Source organism: Kitasatospora sp. NPDC088264 (assembly GCF_040685715.1).
In the GTDB taxonomy this organism is placed as follows: domain Bacteria; phylum Actinomycetota; class Actinomycetes; order Streptomycetales; family Streptomycetaceae; genus Kitasatospora.
In genome coordinates, this window is the sequence record NZ_JBFBIR010000078.1 from 1 (window position 1) to 18164 (window position 18164).

Annotated in this window: 16 protein-coding genes; 4 read left to right on the forward strand and 12 right to left on the reverse strand. The window is 74.5% G+C overall.

Features of this window, described 5'->3' with window-relative positions; translation table 11 throughout:
- The 4 genes from AB0O82_RS34920 to AB0O82_RS34935 all read right to left on the reverse strand — a co-directional run.
- Window positions 1-1824: CocE/NonD family hydrolase (locus tag AB0O82_RS34920; RefSeq protein ID WP_363588456.1), on the reverse strand; the 1824-nt coding region annotated here is incomplete at its 3' end.
- Window positions 1821-2246, reverse strand: a complete 426-nt coding sequence (locus tag AB0O82_RS34925; RefSeq protein WP_363588458.1) for a cupin domain-containing protein — start codon at window positions 2244-2246, stop codon at window positions 1821-1823. The genes AB0O82_RS34920 and AB0O82_RS34925, both read right to left, overlap by 4 nt.
- Before the next feature lie 150 nt (window positions 2247-2396).
- Window positions 2397-3131, reverse strand: coding sequence for a Mut7-C RNAse domain-containing protein (locus AB0O82_RS34930; protein WP_363588460.1), 735 nt, complete (start codon window positions 3129-3131; stop codon window positions 2397-2399).
- A 244-nt stretch (window positions 3132-3375) separates the two neighbouring features.
- Complete coding sequence (locus AB0O82_RS34935) at window positions 3376-4641, reverse strand: MFS transporter (RefSeq protein ID WP_363588462.1); 1266 nt, start codon at window positions 4639-4641, stop codon at window positions 3376-3378.
- A 328-nt stretch (window positions 4642-4969) separates the two neighbouring features.
- Between AB0O82_RS34935 and AB0O82_RS34940 the strand changes: the two genes are divergently transcribed.
- Both AB0O82_RS34940 and AB0O82_RS34945 read left to right on the forward strand, forming a co-directional pair.
- A complete protein-coding gene (locus AB0O82_RS34940; RefSeq protein ID WP_363588463.1) occupies window positions 4970-7333 on the forward strand; it encodes a molybdopterin cofactor-binding domain-containing protein in 2364 nt (787 codons plus the stop codon).
- A 29-nt stretch (window positions 7334-7362) separates the two neighbouring features.
- Window positions 7363-7827: a (2Fe-2S)-binding protein gene (locus tag AB0O82_RS34945; RefSeq protein WP_363588465.1), complete on the forward strand. Its 465-nt coding sequence runs from the start codon at window positions 7363-7365 to the stop codon at window positions 7825-7827.
- 53 nt (window positions 7828-7880) lie between these two features.
- Here AB0O82_RS34945 and AB0O82_RS34950 read toward each other — a convergent pair whose 3' ends face one another.
- Window positions 7881-8273: a hypothetical protein gene (locus AB0O82_RS34950; protein WP_363588467.1), complete on the reverse strand. Its 393-nt coding sequence runs from the start codon at window positions 8271-8273 to the stop codon at window positions 7881-7883.
- A gap of 265 nt (window positions 8274-8538) precedes the next feature.
- On the opposite strand from AB0O82_RS34950, the gene AB0O82_RS34955 reads away from it, so the two are divergent.
- Together AB0O82_RS34955 and AB0O82_RS34960 are read left to right on the forward strand one after the other, a co-directional pair.
- Window positions 8539-9795, forward strand: a complete 1257-nt coding sequence (locus tag AB0O82_RS34955) for a hypothetical protein (RefSeq protein WP_363588469.1) — start codon at window positions 8539-8541, stop codon at window positions 9793-9795.
- A gap of 91 nt (window positions 9796-9886) precedes the next feature.
- Window positions 9887-11050, forward strand: coding sequence for an alpha/beta hydrolase (locus AB0O82_RS34960; protein ID WP_363588471.1), 1164 nt, complete (start codon window positions 9887-9889; stop codon window positions 11048-11050).
- Between the two features lie 28 nt (window positions 11051-11078).
- Here the strand turns inward: AB0O82_RS34960 and AB0O82_RS34965 are convergent, their stop codons facing one another.
- From AB0O82_RS34965 to AB0O82_RS34995, 7 genes are all read right to left on the reverse strand, one after another.
- Complete coding sequence (locus AB0O82_RS34965; RefSeq protein ID WP_363588473.1) at window positions 11079-12125, reverse strand: hypothetical protein; 1047 nt, start codon at window positions 12123-12125, stop codon at window positions 11079-11081.
- Complete coding sequence (locus tag AB0O82_RS34970; RefSeq protein ID WP_363588475.1) at window positions 12122-13078, reverse strand: ABC transporter ATP-binding protein; 957 nt, start codon at window positions 13076-13078, stop codon at window positions 12122-12124. Before AB0O82_RS34970 ends, AB0O82_RS34965 begins: the two co-directional genes overlap by 4 nt.
- 31 nt (window positions 13079-13109) lie before the next feature.
- Window positions 13110-13517, reverse strand: a complete 408-nt coding sequence (locus AB0O82_RS34975; RefSeq protein WP_063350485.1) for a GntR family transcriptional regulator — start codon at window positions 13515-13517, stop codon at window positions 13110-13112.
- A gap of 93 nt (window positions 13518-13610) precedes the next feature.
- Window positions 13611-14993, reverse strand: a complete 1383-nt coding sequence (locus tag AB0O82_RS34980; RefSeq protein ID WP_363588477.1) for a DUF2079 domain-containing protein — start codon at window positions 14991-14993, stop codon at window positions 13611-13613.
- Between the two features lie 161 nt (window positions 14994-15154).
- The gene (locus AB0O82_RS34985) at window positions 15155-15757 is read right to left on the reverse strand and encodes a TIGR03086 family metal-binding protein (protein ID WP_363588479.1); all 603 of its coding nucleotides are present in this window, start codon (window positions 15755-15757) and stop codon (window positions 15155-15157) included.
- Window positions 15758-15938: 181 nt separating this feature from the next.
- Window positions 15939-16688 (reverse strand): SDR family oxidoreductase, encoded by a 750-nt coding sequence (locus tag AB0O82_RS34990; protein ID WP_363588508.1) that lies wholly within the window; start codon window positions 16686-16688, stop codon window positions 15939-15941.
- A 300-nt stretch (window positions 16689-16988) separates the two neighbouring features.
- Window positions 16989-17744 (reverse strand): transglycosylase family protein, encoded by a 756-nt coding sequence (locus AB0O82_RS34995; protein WP_363588481.1) that lies wholly within the window; start codon window positions 17742-17744, stop codon window positions 16989-16991.
- Window positions 17745-18164: the final 420 nt, after the last annotated feature.

An 18164-nucleotide genomic window follows, 5' to 3' on the forward strand; every position in this document is an offset into this window, starting at 1 on the left:
TGTACGTACCCGCGCCCTCGGGCAACCTCTACGACCGCCGCATCCTGGGCGACACCGTGGTCGGGGAGCACGAGCGGGCGCAGGCCGCGGCGGCGCCGCGACGGGTTGCAGGTCAATGGTGACCCGACGGGCCCGGCCCTGCGGGAAGGGCGCCGCGTCGGTGGCCGCGTAGCTGCGGGGCGTGCGCAGCCGGCGCCAGTCGGGGTTGTCGTCCCGGTCGGCCACGGCCCGGTCGGCGAGGGCGAGTTGGCCCTCGGTCAGGTAGGTGACCCGGCCGTCGGGGGCGACGTCCTCCAGGTAGACGTGCAGGGCGCCCTGGGCGGTGCCGTCGAGGCCGGTGACGTCGAGCGTGACGCGGCCGTTGCCGGTCACCCGGGTGTCGTCGGTCAGCGGCGGGGTGGTGTAGCTGAGGAGCTTGGCGTCCACGGCGGCCCGGTCGGGGTAACTGACCTGGTTGCCGGTGAGGTTGGTGTTCCAGCGGTCCAGCGGGCCGGTGCCGGCGGTGGGGTCGAGGCGCAGCAGGTCGGCGCCGGGGCGGTCGTCCGGATCGGGCCGCCGGCGGCTGAGCGTGGTGTCCTCGCCGAGGTAGAGCCGCTGCGGGCGGGTGCCGGGCAGCGGCCAGCGGGTGGTGGTGCGCCAGACGCCCTCGTTGAAGGTGTAGTAGTGCAGGTGCCGGGTGCCGTCGGGGCGGCCGTCGGCCCGTACGTAGCGGTCGAAGAAGTCGAACGTCCGCTGGGCGATCTGGGCGCGTTCCTGGTCGGTGAGGTGGCGGGCGGGCTGGAAGGGGTCGGCGAGGTAGCCCTGGCCGTGGCTCCACGGGCCGATCCAGGCGTCCTGGGTGTTGGAGAGGCCGGTGAACTGGGAGAGCACGCCGTTGGCGGTGCCCGCGTCGAGCCAGCCGGCGTCGGTGAGCACGGGGACGCCGCCGGCCTCGACGGCGTCGGCCTTCTCGCCGACGCTGCCGACCGTCCAGCTCTTCGGGCCGTCCTGGTAGTCGCGGTACACACCGGCCTCGGCCATGTCGACCAGGTTGGCGTTGCCCGTGTGCTCGGCGCGCGCGGCGGCCAGCAGGGCCGGTCCGTCCGGGCCGTCGACCGGCCGGGGCACGGCCCCGGTCAGGCCGGTGGCCGCGCAGACCTGCCGGGTCTGCTCGTCGGTGTCGCAGGTGGTGCCGCCGGCCTGGTCGAGGATGCGCAGCAGCAGCGCGTACGGGGCGATCCGGGGCTCGATGAGCAGGCCGCCGGGGCGCACCAGGTCCTCGTACGGGTCGAAGTCGTAGGAGATCGGGGCGGCGGCGGTGATGTGGTGGTTGCCGAGGGCGGTGGCGAGCATCGCGGTGTCGCCGCCGTAGGAGACGCCGGTGGTGCCGACCCGGCCGTTGGACCAGGGCTGGGCGGCGATCCAGTCGCTGAGCGGGCCGCTGTCGGCGACGGTGTCGGCGCCGAGTTCGGAGCTCAGGGTGCCGAAGGAGGCGCCGGTGCCGCGCAGGTCGGCGACCACGTAGGCGTAGCCATGGGCGTTCCAGCCGTCGGCGTCGCTGCTGCGGCCGCCGTTGCCGGGTGCGCCGGGGTAGACCCGGGCCCGCCAGTAGCGCTGGGTGACCAGGACGGTGGGCAGGTTCGCACCGTCCCTGGTCCCCTCGGGCAGCCAGACGTCGACGGCGAGGCGGACGCCGTCGGGCATCGTCACGTAGCGCGACTGGAGGTGCGGCTCGGCGGCCGGGGCGGCCGCGGCGGGCGCCACGGCGAGTCCGAGCACGGCCGCGGCCGCGGCCGCGACCAGCGCCGCCAGCGGGCGGCGCGGGATCCCCCCTGCCCGGCTCACCGGGAGGTCGCCTTCCAGGGGCCGTCCTCGGGCCTGGCCTCGGTGTCGGTGCCGGGCCAGGGCGGCATGGTGACGGCGGCGATCCGCAGCGGCCGGTCGGCGTCCTCGTCGGCCCGGAACTGGAACGCCGTACCGAGCGGGATCGAGGCCGCCGTCCCGGGCACGAGCCGGACGGTCTCCTCCCGCCCGCCCTGGCGGCGCCACAGCTCCCCGGCGCCCTCGACGACCTGCCACAGCTCCTGCACGGTGGCGTGCGACACCGCGTGCGACACCTGCCCGGGGGCGAGCTCGAACACCGCGAGGCTCCCCTGTCCGTCCAGGACCAGCAGCGGGAACACCGCGGCCCCGTCCGGTGCGGTCACCACCTGGACGTCACCGACGTCCGCTGTCTGGAACGGTTGCTGCACTGGCTGACTGCTCATCCGACCCGGCCTCTCTCACGTCACGGAGTACCTTGGTCCCGCCCCCCACCGCCGATGAGAACACGCCTCGGCGCCCGGCCGCCACCCTGAGATGTCCCGTAGTTCGACGCGCCGGTCCCGCGCCGGTCCGACGGTGGCCCCGCGCCGGTCTCAGCCGCCGGCGGACGTGCCGAACTCGCGGAGGGCGTCGGTGACGATCGCGTCCAGCCGGGCGTGGTGGGCGCCGCGCCAGTAGGCCTGGCCGCAGTCGACGCACTGGGCGAAGACGTCGTAGGAGCGCTCGGTGCCGTCCCGCAGCTGCTCGCGCACCGAGGTCTTGTCGGCCTCGCGCAGCGTGCCGTTGCAGGTGGTGCAGCGGCTCCACGGATCGAGCGGGGGCGCGAAGCGGGAGAGCACGTCGCGCAGCTGCTCGTTGGGGCGGTGGCTGTAGACGTAGGCGCCGGCCCACAGTTCGCGGCGGCGCAGCAGGCCCCGGTCGCGCGAGAGCAGGACGCGCTGCTCGGCGGCGGAGCGGGCGGCGAGCGCGGCGTCGCCGATGTCCGGGTTCTCGTAGGCGGCGTCGACGCCGAGCAGGCGCAGTCGGCGGGTGAGGGTGCCGAGGTGGACGTCCAGCAGGAAGCGCGGCGGGGCGGGCGAGGGCTGCGGCCGGTCCACGGCCCGGACGGTGACGTGTTCCTCGTCGACCGGCACGTGCGACCCGGGCACCGGCCGGCCGTCCACCAGCAGGGTGCCGACCTCGGTGAGCGGGACGCCCAGGGACTCGACGACATGGCCGAGCGTCGAGGTGCCGTCGGTGCGCAGCGCCGAGCGGCCGGCCCGCCGGGGCCCGGAGACGAAGAGGTGCAGCTCGGGGGCGAAGTCGAGCCAGATCTGGGGTCGGTCCACGCGGCCAGCATGCCAGCGGGCGGCGGCCCGGGCCACCGGTTTCCGGTCAGCCGTCGGAGCATTCTCGGGCGGGCTCGCGGCGGCGGCGGCCGGCGCGGGCCCCGACCGGGGCTGAGCAGCCGGTTCGGGGCGGCGCGCAGGGGCGTCGAGGAGGCCGCCGGGCCGGCGGGGAGGGCGCCGGGTCGACGGGAAAGCCGGTGCGAAGGGCACCGGGCCGGCGGAGAAGGCCGGTGCGGGGGGGCCGCTACGGGACTGCGACAGCGGAGGTGACCGGCGCCGGGCAGCCCCGGTCGCGGTCCCGCTCGGCCCAGCGGACGACCGGCCCCATCGCGTACCCGGCCGCCAGGAAGAGGCCGCCCAGGACGAGCCAGCCCGCGAGCCCGCCGTCCAGCAGCAGGGTGGTCAGCAGCAGCGGCCCGAGGGTGCGGGCGACGGCCACGCCGGTGCCGAAGAAGCCCTGGTACTGGCCGATCCGCTCGGGCGGGGCGAGGTCGAAGCTGATCTGCCAGGAGCCCGCCGACTGCCGCATCTCGCCGATCACCTGGAGGACGGAGGCCGCCACCAGCAGCGCGGCGACCGCCCACACCGGGACGTCCAGGGCCGACAGGCCGAACACCGCGCAGGAGGCGAGCAGCACCAGCCCGGCCGAGCGGACGGCCCGTGCGGCCGGGCCCAGGCCGGTGACGCCGCGCGCCGCCCGGACCTGGAAGGCCAGCACGGCCAGGGTGTTGAGGACGAACAGGGCCGAACCGAGCCAGCCGATCCCGGGCGCCCGGTCGGCGATCCAGAGCGGGATGACCAGGCTGAGCAGCGGCATCCGCAGCAGCAGCACGGTGTTGACCAGCGCGACGGCGGCGTACCGGCGGTCGCGCAGGACGGCCAGCCGGGGCCCGGCGCCCGACCGGGCCGGGGCGGGCGGGGCTTCGGGCAGCCGCAGCAGGATCAGCGCACCGGCCAGGAAGCCGAGCGCCGTCACCACGAAGGCGCCGAGGAACGCGGCCCGGGTGCCGACGGTGAGCGCGATGCCGCCGATGGCGGCGCCGACGGCCAGCCCCCCGTTGAGGGTCGACTGGAGGTGGGCGAGCAGCCCGGTGCGCTGGGCGGGCGGCACCAGGGTGGCGACCAGCGCCTGCCGGGCGGCGGTGAGCCCGGACTGCGTCGTGGCGTAGAGGCAGACCGCGACCAGGAACGGCCCGTAGGAGCGGACCACCAGGAAGGCGGCGACCACCACCGCCGTGGCCAGGGCGAGCGCCACGGCCGTCCGGCGCGGGCCGCGGCGGTCGGCGAGGGCGCCGAGCGGGACGCCCGCCAGCGCGCCGAGCGCCCAGGCCACGGCGAGGCCGGCACCGAGGGCGGTCGCCGACATGCCGACGACGTGGGTGAAGTAGAGCGCGGAGCAGGTGTAGTAGGCGCCGTCGCCGACGGAGCTGGCCAACTGGGCTGCGGCGAGGGTCCGTTGGGGCCCCGGGGGCGGGATGAGGGCGGGCGCCGGGGCGCTGCTGGTCGACACGGGTCTCCTGGCTGGGGGCGGCGCGCGGGCCGGGTGTTCGCAACGGTTCGCGGCCCAGCCTAGGCAGGAGGCGGACCGGCGGTAAGGTCCAGTGATCGCGGAACTCCTTGGTCCACTTCCGGGCCCCACCGCACCGGCGGGCGAGCGCTGAACCCCCGTACGACGGCGGCGAATCGCTCCTCCCGCGGGCCCGGAACCGGCCCCGGCCGTACCGCCGCCGCGCCCTCCGTACCCGCTCCGAATCCGCCTCGCCCAGCGGCCTTCGGGCGTCACCGACCCCGCCGAAGGGCCAAGTTTTGCCGTATTGACCGGTCAGTAACGCCCTCCTATGCTCAACGGCATTCGCGATCCGGCACCGGGCCCGACGCCGCCGTGCCCGCCCGATCCGCCGCCGTCATCGGCTCGAAGGGCTCTTCCCATCAGCACCTCCATCGCCCGCTCGGACGACACCGGCCACCCGGGCGACGCACGGGACGGCGCCGGCACCCGCCGCCGCCGTTTCCTCACCTACCTGCTGGCCGCCCCGACCCTCACCGTCGGCGCCCGGCTCGGCCTCGACGCCGCCGCGCCCGCCACCGCGCGGGCCGCCGTCCGCGCCGCCGCGGCCGCCCAGGACGCCGCCGCCCCCTCGCAGTTGATCGGCCTGCCCGGCATCCCGGACATCCTCGACCTCGGCGACGCGCTGATCGTCGCCGGCCTGCCGACCTCGCACCTGCTCGTCCTGGAACTCACCGCCGCCGGGCGCGCCCTGCTGCACCTGCCCCGGCTGGAGGTCGGCCAGGGTCTCACCACGGCCATCGCGATGCTCGTCGCCGAGGAACTCGACGCCCGGATCGGCGACGTGGACGTGCCGCTCTCCGACGGCCGCCCCGAACTGCTCTTCAACCAGCTGACCGGCGCCTCCAACTCGGTGCGCTCGCTGTACGACCCGGTGCGCGCCGCGGCCGCCGCCGCCCGCGCCCGGCTGGTGACCGCCGCAGCGCGGCGCTGGAACGTTCCGGCAGACACCCTGCGCACCGCCGACTCCGCCGTCCTCGCCCCCGACGGCCGCCGCGCCGGCTACGGCGACCTCGCCACCGAGGCCGCCGCCGTCGCCCTCCCCGCCGTGTCCAGCTCCCCCAAGACCGCCGACCGGTTGCGCCTGGTCGGCCGGCCCACCGGCCGGATCGACGCCCGCGACATCGTCACCGGCCGCGCCAAGTACGCCGGGGACCTCGCGATCCCGGGCGCCGTCCCCACCGTCGTCGCCCGCCCGACCACCATCAACGGCACGCTCAGGACCCTGGACGCCTCGGCCGCCCGCACCATGCCCGGCGTGCTCGGCGTGGTCCGGATCCCCAGCGGCGTCGCCGTCCTCGCCGAGACCTTCGACCAGGCGCTCAAGGCCCGCGACGCGCTGCGCACCTCCTGGAACCCGGGCCCGGTCGCCAACCTCTCCACCTCCGACATCCGCGCCCAACTGCGCGCCGCCCACGCGCCGTTCCTCATCCCCCCGCTGCTCACCCAGTACCTGGACGGCGAATTCGACTTCGCCTTCGTCAACCACGCGCCGATGGAGGTGCTGACCGCCATCGCCGACGTACGGCCGAACCGGGCCGAGCTGTGGTTCGCCGCGCAGACGCCGATCGTCGCCCAGCAGGCCATCGCCGCCGAACTCGGCCTCCCGCAGGACGCCGTGACCGTCCACGTGGTGCGCGGCGGCGGCTCGTTCGGCCGGCGGCTGTTCTTCGACGCCGCCCTGGAGGCCGCCCAGATCTCCAAGGCCGCGGGCCGACCGGTCAAACTCATGTGGACGCGCAACGACGACATGCGCCACGGCCGGATGCGCCCGGCCAGCCACCACCGGATCCGGGCCACCTACGCGCTCGGCCAGGTGCTCAGCTACGAGCACCGCGTCGCCACCGTCAAGACCGACTTCCGGCACGGCCTCGGCGAGATGCTCACCGCCGCCGGCTTCAACCTCTCGCTCGCCGGGCTCAGCCTCGCCCAGGCCTTCTTCCTGCTCAGCGAGAAGAACCCGTACAACGTCGGCATCCCCACCCAGCTGCTCGCCGAAGTGCCGCTGGACGTTCCCACCGGCAGCTGGCGGTCGGTCTACTCCGGCACCGTCCGGGTCGCCGACGAGATCATGATGGACGAACTCGCCCGCCGGATGGGCCAGGACGCCGTCGCGTTCCGCCGCGCCCGGCTGCGCAGCGCCGTCGGCCGGGCCGTCCTCGACACCGTCGCCAAGGCCGGCGGCTGGGGCCGCCCGATGCCCCCCGGCCACGCCCAGGGCATCGGCTACCACGACGAGAACAGCGGGTGCGCCGCCTACCTCGTCGAGCTCGACGCCACCGACCCGGCCGACCCCCGGGTCACCAAGGCCGTGATCGCCGCCGACGTCGGCCGGGTCATCAACCCCCGGGGCCTGGAAGCCCAGCTGACCGGAGCCCTGATCGACGGCATCTCGGTCATCCTGCAAGCCGGCAACCACATCGACAACGGGGCCGTGCGCGAGGGCAGTTACTCCGACTTCCGGTACGCCCGGCAGCGGCACACCCCGCCGGCCGTCGAGATCCACCTCATGCCGCCGAGCGGAGCGCCCGGCGGCGCCGGCGAGCTGGGCGTCCCGGCGGCCTCCGCCGCGGTCGCCAACGCCTACGCGCGCGCGACCGGCACCAGCCCGCGCTCCTTCCCGATCAACTTCTGACTCCCCCAGCCAAGGAACTCCACCACCCCATGCCCACCCACACCTTCGCCCTCAACGGGCACCCCGTCACCGTCGAGGCCCCGGACGACATGCCGCTGCTCTGGGTGCTGCGCGACAAGCTCGGCGTCACCGGCCCCAAGTACGGCTGCGGGGTGGGCGTCTGTCGCGCCTGCACCAGCCACCTGGACGGCGAGGAGTTCCAGCCCTGCACCCGCTCCGTCAAGGACTGCGAGGGCCACCGCGTCACCACCATCGAGGGCCTGGCCGACGGCGACACCCTGCACCCCGTCCAGGAGGCCTGGCTCGGCTGCGACGTCGCCCAGTGCGGCTTCTGCCAGCCGGGCCAGATCATGACCGCCGTCGCCCTGCTGCGCCGCACCCCGAACCCGACCGACGCGGACATCGACCAGATCCAGAACATCTGCCGCTGCGGCAGCTACCCGCGCATCCGCGAGGCCATCAAACAGGCGGCGGCCCGGCAGGTGTCCGGCTGACGGCACGCCGCCCCGCCCGGGGCGCGGGCGGGGCGGACGGGTTCAGCCGGTCGTCAGCACGCCCGCAGGCCGTTGTGGAAGTACCAGTTGCCGTCGGCGTACGCGCCGTAGACGTAGGCCGGTCCGAAGAAGTTGCCGTTCGTCCCGCCCACCTGGTACCAGACGTTGCCCTGGCTGTTGATGTCCTCGCCCCTGATCCAGCACTCGATGTAGATCTCGTCGGACGACCACGTGTACGACCCCAGGTCGCCGGCGACCTTGGCCGTCCAGGAGTACTGCTGCGCGTAGACGCCCACACCGTGGCCGCTCGCGTGGTAGCGGAGCGCGTACCAGCCGTCGGCGAACGCGCTGCCCTCCGAGACGCCCACCGCGCCGGCGGCCAGCGCCACCACGGCCGCCGCGGTCGCGCCACGGCGGCCGATCTTCTTGAGGATGCCCTTGGCCATGTCGATTCCCCTGTTCGGTCGGACCGTTGCGCCGCCCCGTTGGCCGCGGCGACTGGGACAGCTGACCCGACTTCCCACGGTGTTCGGTACCGCCTGACGGAAACTGACAACACCTGACACCGGCCGACGCCCGCCCCGAACACCCCGTCCTGCCAACCGGAGTCCGTCGATCACGTAACGCCGCAGCCACGCGTCACTATGATCCGTACGCGACAAGCACACACCGGTCGCCGTTGGATCTGACATCTGACAACAGGGGGACGCCATGGCGGAACAGGAGTCACAACCCGCGGAGAGCGAACAGGCCCCGAGCGCGGCGGAGGCCCTCGCCGCCGACCTGCGCCGGCTGCGCCTGGGGGCGGGCCAGCCCTCGTTCCGCACGATGGCGAAGACGGCCGGCTCCATCTCCCACACCACGCTCCACGAGGCGGCCTCCGGCTCGCGCCTCCCGTCCTGGACCACGACCAGGGCCTACGTCCGGGCCTGCGGCGGCGACGAGGCCGAGTGGCACCGCCGGTGGACCGCCGCCGCCGACGAGGGGGCGGCCCCACCGGCCTCGCCGATCCCACCGGTCGAGCCCTCGGAGCTGCCGGTCGCCGCGAACACCACGGCCGACACCCCGGCCGACGCCAGGGCCGACCGCACGGCCGCCTCCGCCGCCGAGCCCCCGGCCGCACCGGGCCGGAGCCGCCGCCGGATCTGGACCCACGCGTTCTGCCTGCTCCTCGGCGTGGCGCTCGGCGTCGGCAGCACGCTCGGCGTGGTCGGCTTCCGCGCGCCGAACGCCCAGCCCCCGTCCGCGCACGGCTGCCCGTCCGGGGACACCGAGTCCGCGCCCGCCGAAGCGGCCGCCCGCCCCGCGCCGGGCCCGCGGCCGGCGGCGGCACGCACGGCCGCCGACGACGGCGCACCGTCCTGGGCCTCTCGGATCGCCTTCGACCAGCAGGCCGTCTCCAGTACCGAGATCGTCCTTCCGGTGCTCTCCCCCGTCACCCCGGGTGACGCCCTGGTGGTCACGATGATGCTGACCAGCACCTGTCCCGGCGCGGTCACGGTCACCGACAGCCGGGGCGACCGCTTCCGGATCGTCGGGGACGTCACCGACTCGCTCCGGCACCGGGTGCTGATCCTCGCGGCCTTCGGGGCGTCCGCGCTGACCGCGGAGGACTCGATCCGCGTCGCCCACCCGCGGGCGAGCAAGTACCACGTCGCCGTCGACGAGTTCCGCGGCGTCTCCGCCGTCCGGTCGGTCGGCCGCGCCTCCGGTGACGCCGGCGGGACGACCTTCTCCACCGCGGCCAACGCCGCCGCCTGCGCGCCGGGCGACCTCCTGGTGGGCACGGTCGGCAGCAACAGCGGCAGCGCCCCCGAGTTCGGCACCAGTTGGACCAACTTGCCCGCCCTGCGGCTCTCCTCCTACCGCCTCACCACCGCCCACCGGATCGCGACGGATCCGGACCACTGCGCCGCCACCGGGCAGACCACCTCGCAGTGGGGCGCCGTCCTCGCCGTCCTGCGCTGACCGCCCCCACCGCTCCGCCACCCCTGGCCCGGCCGGTCCGGACCACTTAGGCTGACCGCACCTCAACCACCCCACCACCGAGGGATGCTGAATGATCAGGCGCCGTTCACTGCTGGCACTCGCGGGCCTGGGCGGCGCCGCAGCCCTGCTGCCCACCGGGCCCGCCCAGGCCTCTCAGACCAATACCGCTCAGACCGCCCGGCCGCGCACCATCGACCTGCCCGCCCCCACCACCGGTCGCCCGGTCGGCACGACCACCCTGCACCTGGTCGACCGCGATCGCCCGGACCCGTTCGTGCCCGCCGCCGGCCCGCGTGAGCTGATGGTGCAGCTCTGGTACCCGGCACGCGCCACCGCCGGCCGCCCCCGCGCGCCGTACACCACGCCCCGGGTCGCCGCCGCCATCGATCAGCGCCTGCCGCTGGATCCGGGCACCATCGCGGCCGTCCGCCCCACCGCCCGTACCGACGCGCCCGCGCTCCCCGGCCCGCTCCCCCTGCTGCTGCTCGGCCACGGCCGCACCGGCTTGCGCAGCAACTGCACCGCGCTGGCCGAGGAACTGGCCGCCCACGGCTACCTCGTCGCGTCGGTCGACCACACCTACGACGCCCTCGCCGTCGAGTTCCCGGACGGCCGGCTGGTGCGCACCGTGCTGGAGGACGAGCCGGCCGACTGGGAGGCCTCCGAGCGCCGCGAGATCGCCGCCCGGGTCGCCGACCTCCGCTTCGTCACCACCGAACTGACCGAGCGCCAGGACCGTTTCCGCGTCGACGGGGGCCGGATCGGCGCGCTCGGCCACTCGATGGGCGGCTCGGCTGCCGCCGAGGCGATGCGTCAGGACGAGCGGTTCCGGATCGGCCTCAACCTCGACGGCGGCCTGTTCGGCTCGCCCGTTCCTGACCTCGGCCTGGACCGGCCCTTCCTCCTGCTCACCTCCCTCGCCGACCACGAGACCTGGCAGCGCTGGCGCAGCCACCAGCACGCCTGGGGGAGGCAGTTGCACACCTTCGGCGCCGGCCACCTCAGCTTCACCGACCTGCCGCACGCCGCCCTCCCCGGCAACCTGCCGGGCCACCTCCCCGCCGACACCTACGCCGCCCTGCTCGGCACCATCGCCCCCGCCCGGGCGACCGCGCTCACCCGCGCCTACACCCGGGCGTTCGCCGACCACTTCCTCCGCGGCCGCCCCGCGCCCCTCCTCGACGGCCCGTCACCGCGCTTCCCGGAGGTCGAACTCCGCTGGAGCCGCGACTGACGCCCGGCCGGGGCCGCGACCTCGGACGTCAGGCCCGCCGGGTCGCCCGCAGCGAGTTGCCGTCCCGCCGAACCCGGAGGAAGAGCACCGTCAGCGCCACGACGGTGAGCGTCACCAGGATCCCGGTCTCGACGAGCTGGATCGGCACGAAGTGCCCGACGGGGTGGTACTCGATCCAGTTGCTCGTGGCATCCTCGCAGCCCTTCGTCCGATCGCCGTCCCAGCAGAACTCGTTCGAGGCCCACCGGCCGTCCTGGAGCACGACCCCGCGGTCGATCAGCCACGCGTTGTTGGGCTGCCCGAAATAAACGCCGCGCGGGGCCAGCTCCCTGACCGACGGGTAGAAGGAGGCGCGGTTCCACCGGAGCAGGCCGTGGACGACCGCCAGCAGCACGCCGGTGGCCAGGACCGAGGCCACCGTGCGGCGCAGCAGCTGCCCGACCAGCAGGCCCAGCACCAGCGCGAACAGCGACCAGGCGACCGGCACCACCCCGAGGACGGGGTAGGTGAGGCCCTGGAACGGCGGATCGAAGGTGAACGGGCGGCCGCCGATGTCCGCGCGCCACACCCAGGTCGCCAGGACGGCGAGCACCGCACCGGCGGTCAGCACCGCCAGTGCGGGCAGGGCGATCCGCGCGGTGAGCCAGCGCAGCGGGCTGACGGACTGGGTCCAGGCGAGGCGGACGGTTCCGCGCTCGTACTCCTGGGCGAGCATCGGGGCGCCGAGGAACATGCCGATCAGCAGGGGGACGGCGGCCAGGGCCGGCTGGAGCCACATCGTGTACAGGTAGGTGCGGCGGGTGATGGGCGCGACCATGCCCTGGCAGCCGGCGTTGGACCAGCTGACGATCTCGGAGCACTCGGCCCGGCGCAGATCCGCCATCAGCGGCTGGAGGGAGAAGTGCAGCCACAGCAGGGTGGCCGACGCGGTGACGACCAGGGCGGCGATCGCCCAGAGCGCGGTGCGGCTCTGGCGCCAGCTCAGCCAGATCAGGCCGCCCGGGCGGGGCGCGGTCCGCGGCTCGCGCGGTGGCGCCGCGGTGGTGGCGCGGTCGGCCAGGACGTTGGTGCTCATGCGGCGATCCCGTTCTCGGTCGTCTGGGCCTGCGTGCCCGGTCCGGTGGCGGCCCGGGCGGTGCCGGCCGGGGTCCGGAGGTAGCCGAGCAGCAGCTCCTCCAGGCTCGGCCGGCCGCTCTCCCACGGGCCGTCCACCGGATCGCCGGTGCGGACCAGCGCGTCGATCCGGCGGCCGGTGGAGCGCTGTTCGACCAGGACGCCCTCGGGGAGCGCGCTGCCGGCCGGGCCGGTGAGCAGCTGGTGTCCGTCCAGCAGGTCCTCCACGTCGCCGCAGAGCCGGATCCGCCCGGACTGCACCAGCAGCAGGTAGTCGATGACGCCGTCCAGCTCGGGGATGATGTGCGAGGAGACCACGATGGTGGTGCCGCGCTCGGCGGCCTCGGCCATCAGGGTGCCCATCAGCTGGTGCCGGGCCAGCGGGTCGAGGTCGGACATCGGCTCGTCGAGCAGCAGCAGGTCGGGGCGCTTGCCGAGGGCGAGCGCCAGGGCGACCCGGGTGCGCTGGCCGCCGGAGAGCGAACCGATCTTCACCCTCATCCTCAACTCGCCCTGATCTATGACCCGTTGAGCGAGGTCCTGGTCCCAGGACGGGTTCAGCTCCCGGCCGAGCCGCAGGGTCTCGGCCACCGTGAAGCCGGGGTAGAGCGGCTTGTCCTGGGCCACGTACGCGACCCGGGCGCGCAGGTCCTCGGTGGTGGCGGGCTGACCGAACACCCGCAGCTCGCCCTCAGTGGGGGTGAGCAGACGGGCGGCGATGCCGAGCAGGGTGCTCTTGCCCGCACCGTTGGGGCCGGCCACCCCGCAGATCCGCCCGGCCGGGACGGCGAACGTGCAGTCACGCAGCGCCCACTCGCCCCGGTAGCGCTTGCCCAGGGCGTCGGCCGCGAGCGCCGCCGGGGCCTCCGGCGCCGCCGCCGCCGCTGCCGCTGCCGGTGCCGGTGCTGTGTTCATCGGGTCGTCCACCCGGTCCCCCCACTGTCCTCTAACTCGGTGTTTCCGGGGAGACCCCGGTGTCGAATCGCTGCTCCAGAACGGAGGCCATCAGCGCGGCGATGTCCTCACGCTCCAGTCCGACCTCGCGGGCCCGGTCCACCCAGCCGACCAGGTCCGCGCGCAACGGCCCGTCGGCGGCCGCCTCCGGCCGGGCGAGCGAGCGCCGGACGAAGGTGCCGAGCCCCGGCCGGGGCTCGACCAGGCCCTCGCGTTCCAGTTCGCGGTAGGCCTTCAGCACGGTGTTCGGGTTGATCGCGGTCAGCTCGACGACCTCCCGCGCGGTCGGTAGCTTGTCCCCGGGCTGGAGCAGCCCGAGCCGCAAGGCCTGCTTGGTCTGCTGAACGATCTGCTGGTAGGTGGAGACGCCGCTGCGCCGCTCGATGCGGTACTCGATCACACGCGATTCGACCTTTCACTAGTCCAATAGTGGAATAGTGACCCACTGCGGCACCCGGGTCAAGCCGGACCGGGGGCCCGGCGATGCGGACGATCAGGGCCGTCGCAGCAGCAGGAGGGAGTCCTGGTCGACGACCCGCCGGTAGCCGAGCTGCTCGTACTCGACCAGCATCCGGGCGGTGTCGGCGGTCGCACACGGGGCCTGCACGCTCGGGTCCGTCCGGTCCACGACCACCCACTCGGGCCCCGGCCCGGTCGGCGCCTGGCAGACCAGGGTGACGGTGGCCCGGCCGGTCAGCTGCGCGGCGAGGCGGTTGGAGGCGGCGACGGCCGCGCCGTCGGGTATCGAGCCGAGCAGCGCCCGGGTGTACGCGAGCCGGGGCGAGGTGCGCCACGCCTCGGGCATCACCACCTCGTGCAGCGGATAGACCGGCACCGTCACGGCCGCCACCAGGGCGCTGACGGCGAGCGCGTGCCGCGCCCGGCGCGGGTCGGTGCGGGTCAGGGCGTCCACCAGCGCGGCGATCACCAGCGGCATCAGCACCGCGCTGTAGTGGTAACTGACGCCCCAGTAGTGCGGGTTGGCCGAGAGCAGCCGCCAGCCCAGGGTGGGCACGCAGAGCAGGACCAGCGGCGAGCGCAGCCCGAGGAAGCCCGCGGTGGCGGCGAGCAGGAAGAGCAGCAGCCACTTGATCGGGGGCCAGCCGATCCGGGCCGCCAGGGACCAGGGCGAGGGCCGCCCGCCGCCGTCCAACTGCTGCCAGTAGTCGAACCCGCCGTGCGGGTTGAACGAGGGCAGCACCACCGTCACGGTGAGCACGGTGGCCGCGACCCCGACGCCCGCGAGCACGAGCCCCGGCAGCGGGCCGCGCCGGCCCCGGCGGGCCTGCCAGGCGATCAGCAGGCCGAAGGCGGCCACGGTCAGGCCCAGGTCCTCCTTGACCAGCAGCAGCGGCAGCGACCACAGCGCCGCGGCCAGGTGGCGGCGCCGGCCGAGCGCGGCGGCTGCGAAGGCCAACAGCGGTACGGCAAAGGCGATTTCGTGGAAGTCGTCACTGACGGCCCGGACGATCCCCCAGGACGCCCCGGTCACGCATCCGATCACCAGGGCGACCCGCGGCCCGCCCGCCTCGTACGCCCACCGGGTGAGCGGCACGACCGCCAGCGCCATCAGCAGCGCCTGGGCGACCAGCAGGGTGACGGCCCCCGGGAACAACCGGTAGACCGGAGCGAGCACGGCGATCAGCGGGTGGAAGTGGTCCCCGAGCAGGTGGTAACCGGGCCCCTTGAGCGGCACGATCGGCGCCTGCCCGTGCGCGTACGCGCGAATGGCCTGCTCGAAGATGCCCAGGTCGTAGGCCTTGCTCAGGCCGCGCCGGTAGCGGTTGACGGCGACGCAGGTGTAGAGCGCGGCGAACCCCGCGGCCAGGCCCCAGGCCAGGACGGCAGGTCGACGCGGCGGACGGAACAGACGCATCGGCAAAGTACCCTTTCACTATTCGATTAGTGGAAGGGTGGTGGAAGGGCACACCGTCGTCAACCCCGGTCCGGCCGCGCCGACCGGGCCTCCGACCTGCCCGGATGCGGTCCGCTAGGCGGGTGATGTGGAGCCTGCGGAGCCCGCCGGCTCCGTGGGACTCAGGACCGCACGGCCTCCGGGTCGCGGCCGAAGAAGCCGGCGAGCCGGTCGTACGGCGGGGCGTCCTCCGGAACGGCGACCTCGGGACCGAAGGCGTGCTGCTCCTCCTCGGCGCCGCGGTACCCGGGCGTGAGGGCGCCGCGGGCCCAGGCCAGGGCGGCGAGAGCCACCTCATGGTCCAGCCCCTCGGTGGACTGGTCGGTGGCATGGGCCAAGTCCCAGTCGTGGACGGCGAATTCGGCGATCTGCTGGTCCACCGGGAAGCGGGCCGGCAGGGCGCCGACGCCGGGGACCTCCAGCGTGCCGGTGAGGTCGCCCGCCGCCCGCCAGGCGTCGACCAGTTCCTCGGCGCCGGCCTCGAAGGCGTGCAGCCAGTCCTCCTCCACCCGCTCGAAGGGCTGCGACCAGTCCGGCTGCCCGCCCCCGGCCCGGACGGTGAACTGCCGCAGGTCGAACAGCAGATGGCTGACCAGGTCGCCGACGTCCCAGGAGCGGCAGGCCGTCGGGTGCCCAGCCAGCTCGACGCCGACACCGTCGATCAGCCCGGCGGTCTGCGCGAGGGCCCGGGCGAGCAGGTCGATCGGGTCTTCCGCTGCGGTCATGGCACACCTCTCGGTCGGGAGCGCGTCGCCGGCGTGGCCGGGTGCGGTCGGGAGCACCGCTCGGACCGGGCGATCGTAAACGCGTCCGTCGACGATCGCCCGCCACGACACCGGCCCGGTGGTCGCACCACCGGGCCGGTCTCCGTACTGCGACGTGCCGCGAGCTGTCAGGCCTGAACTGTCAGGCCGCGAACCCGCCGTCCACCGCGAGCTCCGCGCCCGTGACGTACCGGCCGTCCTCGCCCGCCAGGTAGGCGACGGCGGCGGCGACGTCCGCGCCCGCGCCGAAGCGGCCGAGTGCGGTCAGGCTGTTCTGGAGCTCGGCGGCCTCACCGTCCGCCGGGTTCATGTCGGTGTCGATCGGGCCGGGGTGGACCACGTTCGCGGTGATCCCGCGCGGGCCGAGCTCCCTGGCCAGCGCCTTGGTCAGGCCGATCATCGCCGCCTTGCTGAGCGAGTAGACGGTGGCGCCGGGGAAGGCGACCCGCTTGGCGATGCAGCTGCCGATGGTGACGATCCGCCCGCCGTCGGCCAGGTGCGCGGAGGCGGCCTGGGCGAACAGGAACGGCGCCCGGACGTTCACCTCCAGGACCCGGTCGACGTCGTCGAGCGCCAGGTCACCGATCGGGCCGAGGACACCGACGCCCGCGTTGTTCACCAGGACGTCCAGCCGCCCGAACCGCTCCGCGACCTCCGCGACCACGGACTGCACCGCCTGCGGGTCGGCGCAGTCCGCGCGGACCGCCCAACCGCGGCGCCCCATCGCGGTGATCTTCGCCGCGACCTCCTCGGCCCGCTCGGCCCCGCCCTGATAGGTCAGGGCGACGTCGGCACCCTCCTCGGCCAGCCGTAGCGCGACCGCCGCCCCGATCCCCCGGCTGCCGCCGGTCACCAGGGCCACCTTGCCGTCGAGCTTCGCCGCACCGTTCATCGTCATATCTCCAGAACTCCTCATTCGGATGTGATCCGACTCGTTCCGATCAGAACCCCCGGTTCCGATCTCGGACATGACTCGATCCTGGGCCTCGGCGCCGGAAAGCTCCGGCGGTATTCAGACGTCGCGTTCAACCTTCAACTATCTCCCGAAGCGCCCGCGCACACGGCCTCACGCCCGCTCGCACGCCCCCTCCCCTCGTGCCTGGCCCTCTCTCGCACCCGACCCCGGAAACGCGCCGGGCCGAACGGCCGGCCCCGGGGAGGGGCGGCCGCTCGGCGCGGGTGTGCGGAGGTGTCAGACGGTCAGGGTCTGGCCCGGGAAGATGAGATCCGGGTCGCCACCGATGGTGCGGGCGTTCTTGCCGTACAGGTTGCCGGTGTCGGTACCGAACTTGGCCGCGATGCCGCTCAGCGTGTCGCCGCTCCTGACGGTGTAGCCGCCACCGGAGGTGTTCTTCTCCGAGGACGGCGCCGACTGCGCCGGCTTGGCCGACTGCTGCGGCTTCGACGCCTCCTGCTGCTTCGGCGCCGGCTTGCTCTTCGGCGCCTGCGGGGCCTGCGGCGCCTGGGTCTTGGGCGTCTTGGCCTTGGGCGCCGGCTTGGCAGCCGGCTTCGAGGGTGCGGTGTCGGTGGTGTCGACGGCGGCCGGGGCGCCGCCCTTGCTCAGGCCCGCCTTGGCCGAGCAGACCGGCCACGCCCCGGGCCCCTGCGAGGCGAGGACCTTCTCGGCGACCGTGATCTGCTCCGCCTTGCTGGCCTGGTGGGCCTGGGGGGCGTAGGCGGTGCCGCCGTACGCCCTCCAGGTGCTGGGGGTGAACTGCAGTCCGCCGGAGAAGCCGTTGCCGGTGCTGATGCTCCAGTTGCCGCCGCTCTCGCACTGGGCGACGGAGTCCCAGCTGGAGGTGGGCGCGGCGGAGGCCGAGGTGGCCGTGACGAGGCCGGCCACCGGCAGGGCCGCGACGGCGGCGCCCGCGACGACCGCCATCCGCACGCGGTTGCGCTTGGTGGCGGTGGTGTCGGTGGCAGCGGCGGTCTCGTGACGGGAAGTCATATAAGTCCTCTCGGCAAGCCCCGGGCGGGCAGGCGGAACCAGACCCATGACGGGCCGATAGTCGCGCTCACCTCGCTCGACGGGCGGCCGGACACGTCTGGGACGCGCCGTGCCGCCCCGGCCACCTCCACTCGCCGACGACCTGTTCGAGCTGGTCGCGTCGGCGGGCACGGCCCTCGCGCCGGGGGTCAGGTCGGCGGGCCATGCGTCGGGGTGAACCCGGGTGGTGCTCGTTGCACCGCCAATGAAGCTACGGGCCACCTCGGGGTGCAGCAAGCAATTCTTGGTCTCCGCAGGTCAGTTGACTGTTACCGGCGGTATTGATCAAGGTGCCGCGCCCAGTTCGACCAGGTTTGACCACATTTTCAAGATCAACTGATCAACTTTCACGCCCCCCTTCACCTCTGTCCACCTGTGAGC

Excerpts from the sequence above, each read along its gene's own strand:
- AB0O82_RS34945 (WP_363588465.1), top strand. The coding sequence starts at position 7,363 with ATGCCCACCCACACCTTCGCCCTCAACGGGCACCCCGTCACCGTCGAG.
- AB0O82_RS34985 (WP_363588479.1), bottom strand. The coding sequence starts at position 15,757 with ATGACCGCAGCGGAAGACCCGATCGACCTGCTCGCCCGGGCCCTCGCG.
- AB0O82_RS34990 (WP_363588508.1), bottom strand. The coding sequence starts at position 16,688 with ATGAACGGTGCGGCGAAGCTCGACGGCAAGGTGGCCCTGGTGACCGGC.
- AB0O82_RS34950 (WP_363588467.1), bottom strand. The coding sequence starts at position 8,273 with ATGGCCAAGGGCATCCTCAAGAAGATCGGCCGCCGTGGCGCGACCGCG.
- AB0O82_RS34995 (WP_363588481.1), bottom strand. The coding sequence starts at position 17,744 with ATGACTTCCCGTCACGAGACCGCCGCTGCCACCGACACCACCGCCACC.
- AB0O82_RS34965 (WP_363588473.1), bottom strand. The coding sequence starts at position 12,125 with ATGAGCACCAACGTCCTGGCCGACCGCGCCACCACCGCGGCGCCACCG.
- AB0O82_RS34970 (WP_363588475.1), bottom strand. The coding sequence starts at position 13,078 with ATGAACACAGCACCGGCACCGGCAGCGGCAGCGGCGGCGGCGGCGCCG.
- AB0O82_RS34980 (WP_363588477.1), bottom strand. The coding sequence starts at position 14,993 with ATGCGTCTGTTCCGTCCGCCGCGTCGACCTGCCGTCCTGGCCTGGGGC.
- AB0O82_RS34925 (WP_363588458.1), bottom strand. The coding sequence starts at position 2,246 with ATGAGCAGTCAGCCAGTGCAGCAACCGTTCCAGACAGCGGACGTCGGT.
- AB0O82_RS34940 (WP_363588463.1), top strand. The coding sequence starts at position 4,970 with ATGCTCAACGGCATTCGCGATCCGGCACCGGGCCCGACGCCGCCGTGC.
- AB0O82_RS34960 (WP_363588471.1), top strand. The coding sequence starts at position 9,887 with ATGATCAGGCGCCGTTCACTGCTGGCACTCGCGGGCCTGGGCGGCGCC.
- AB0O82_RS34955 (WP_363588469.1), top strand. The coding sequence starts at position 8,539 with ATGGCGGAACAGGAGTCACAACCCGCGGAGAGCGAACAGGCCCCGAGC.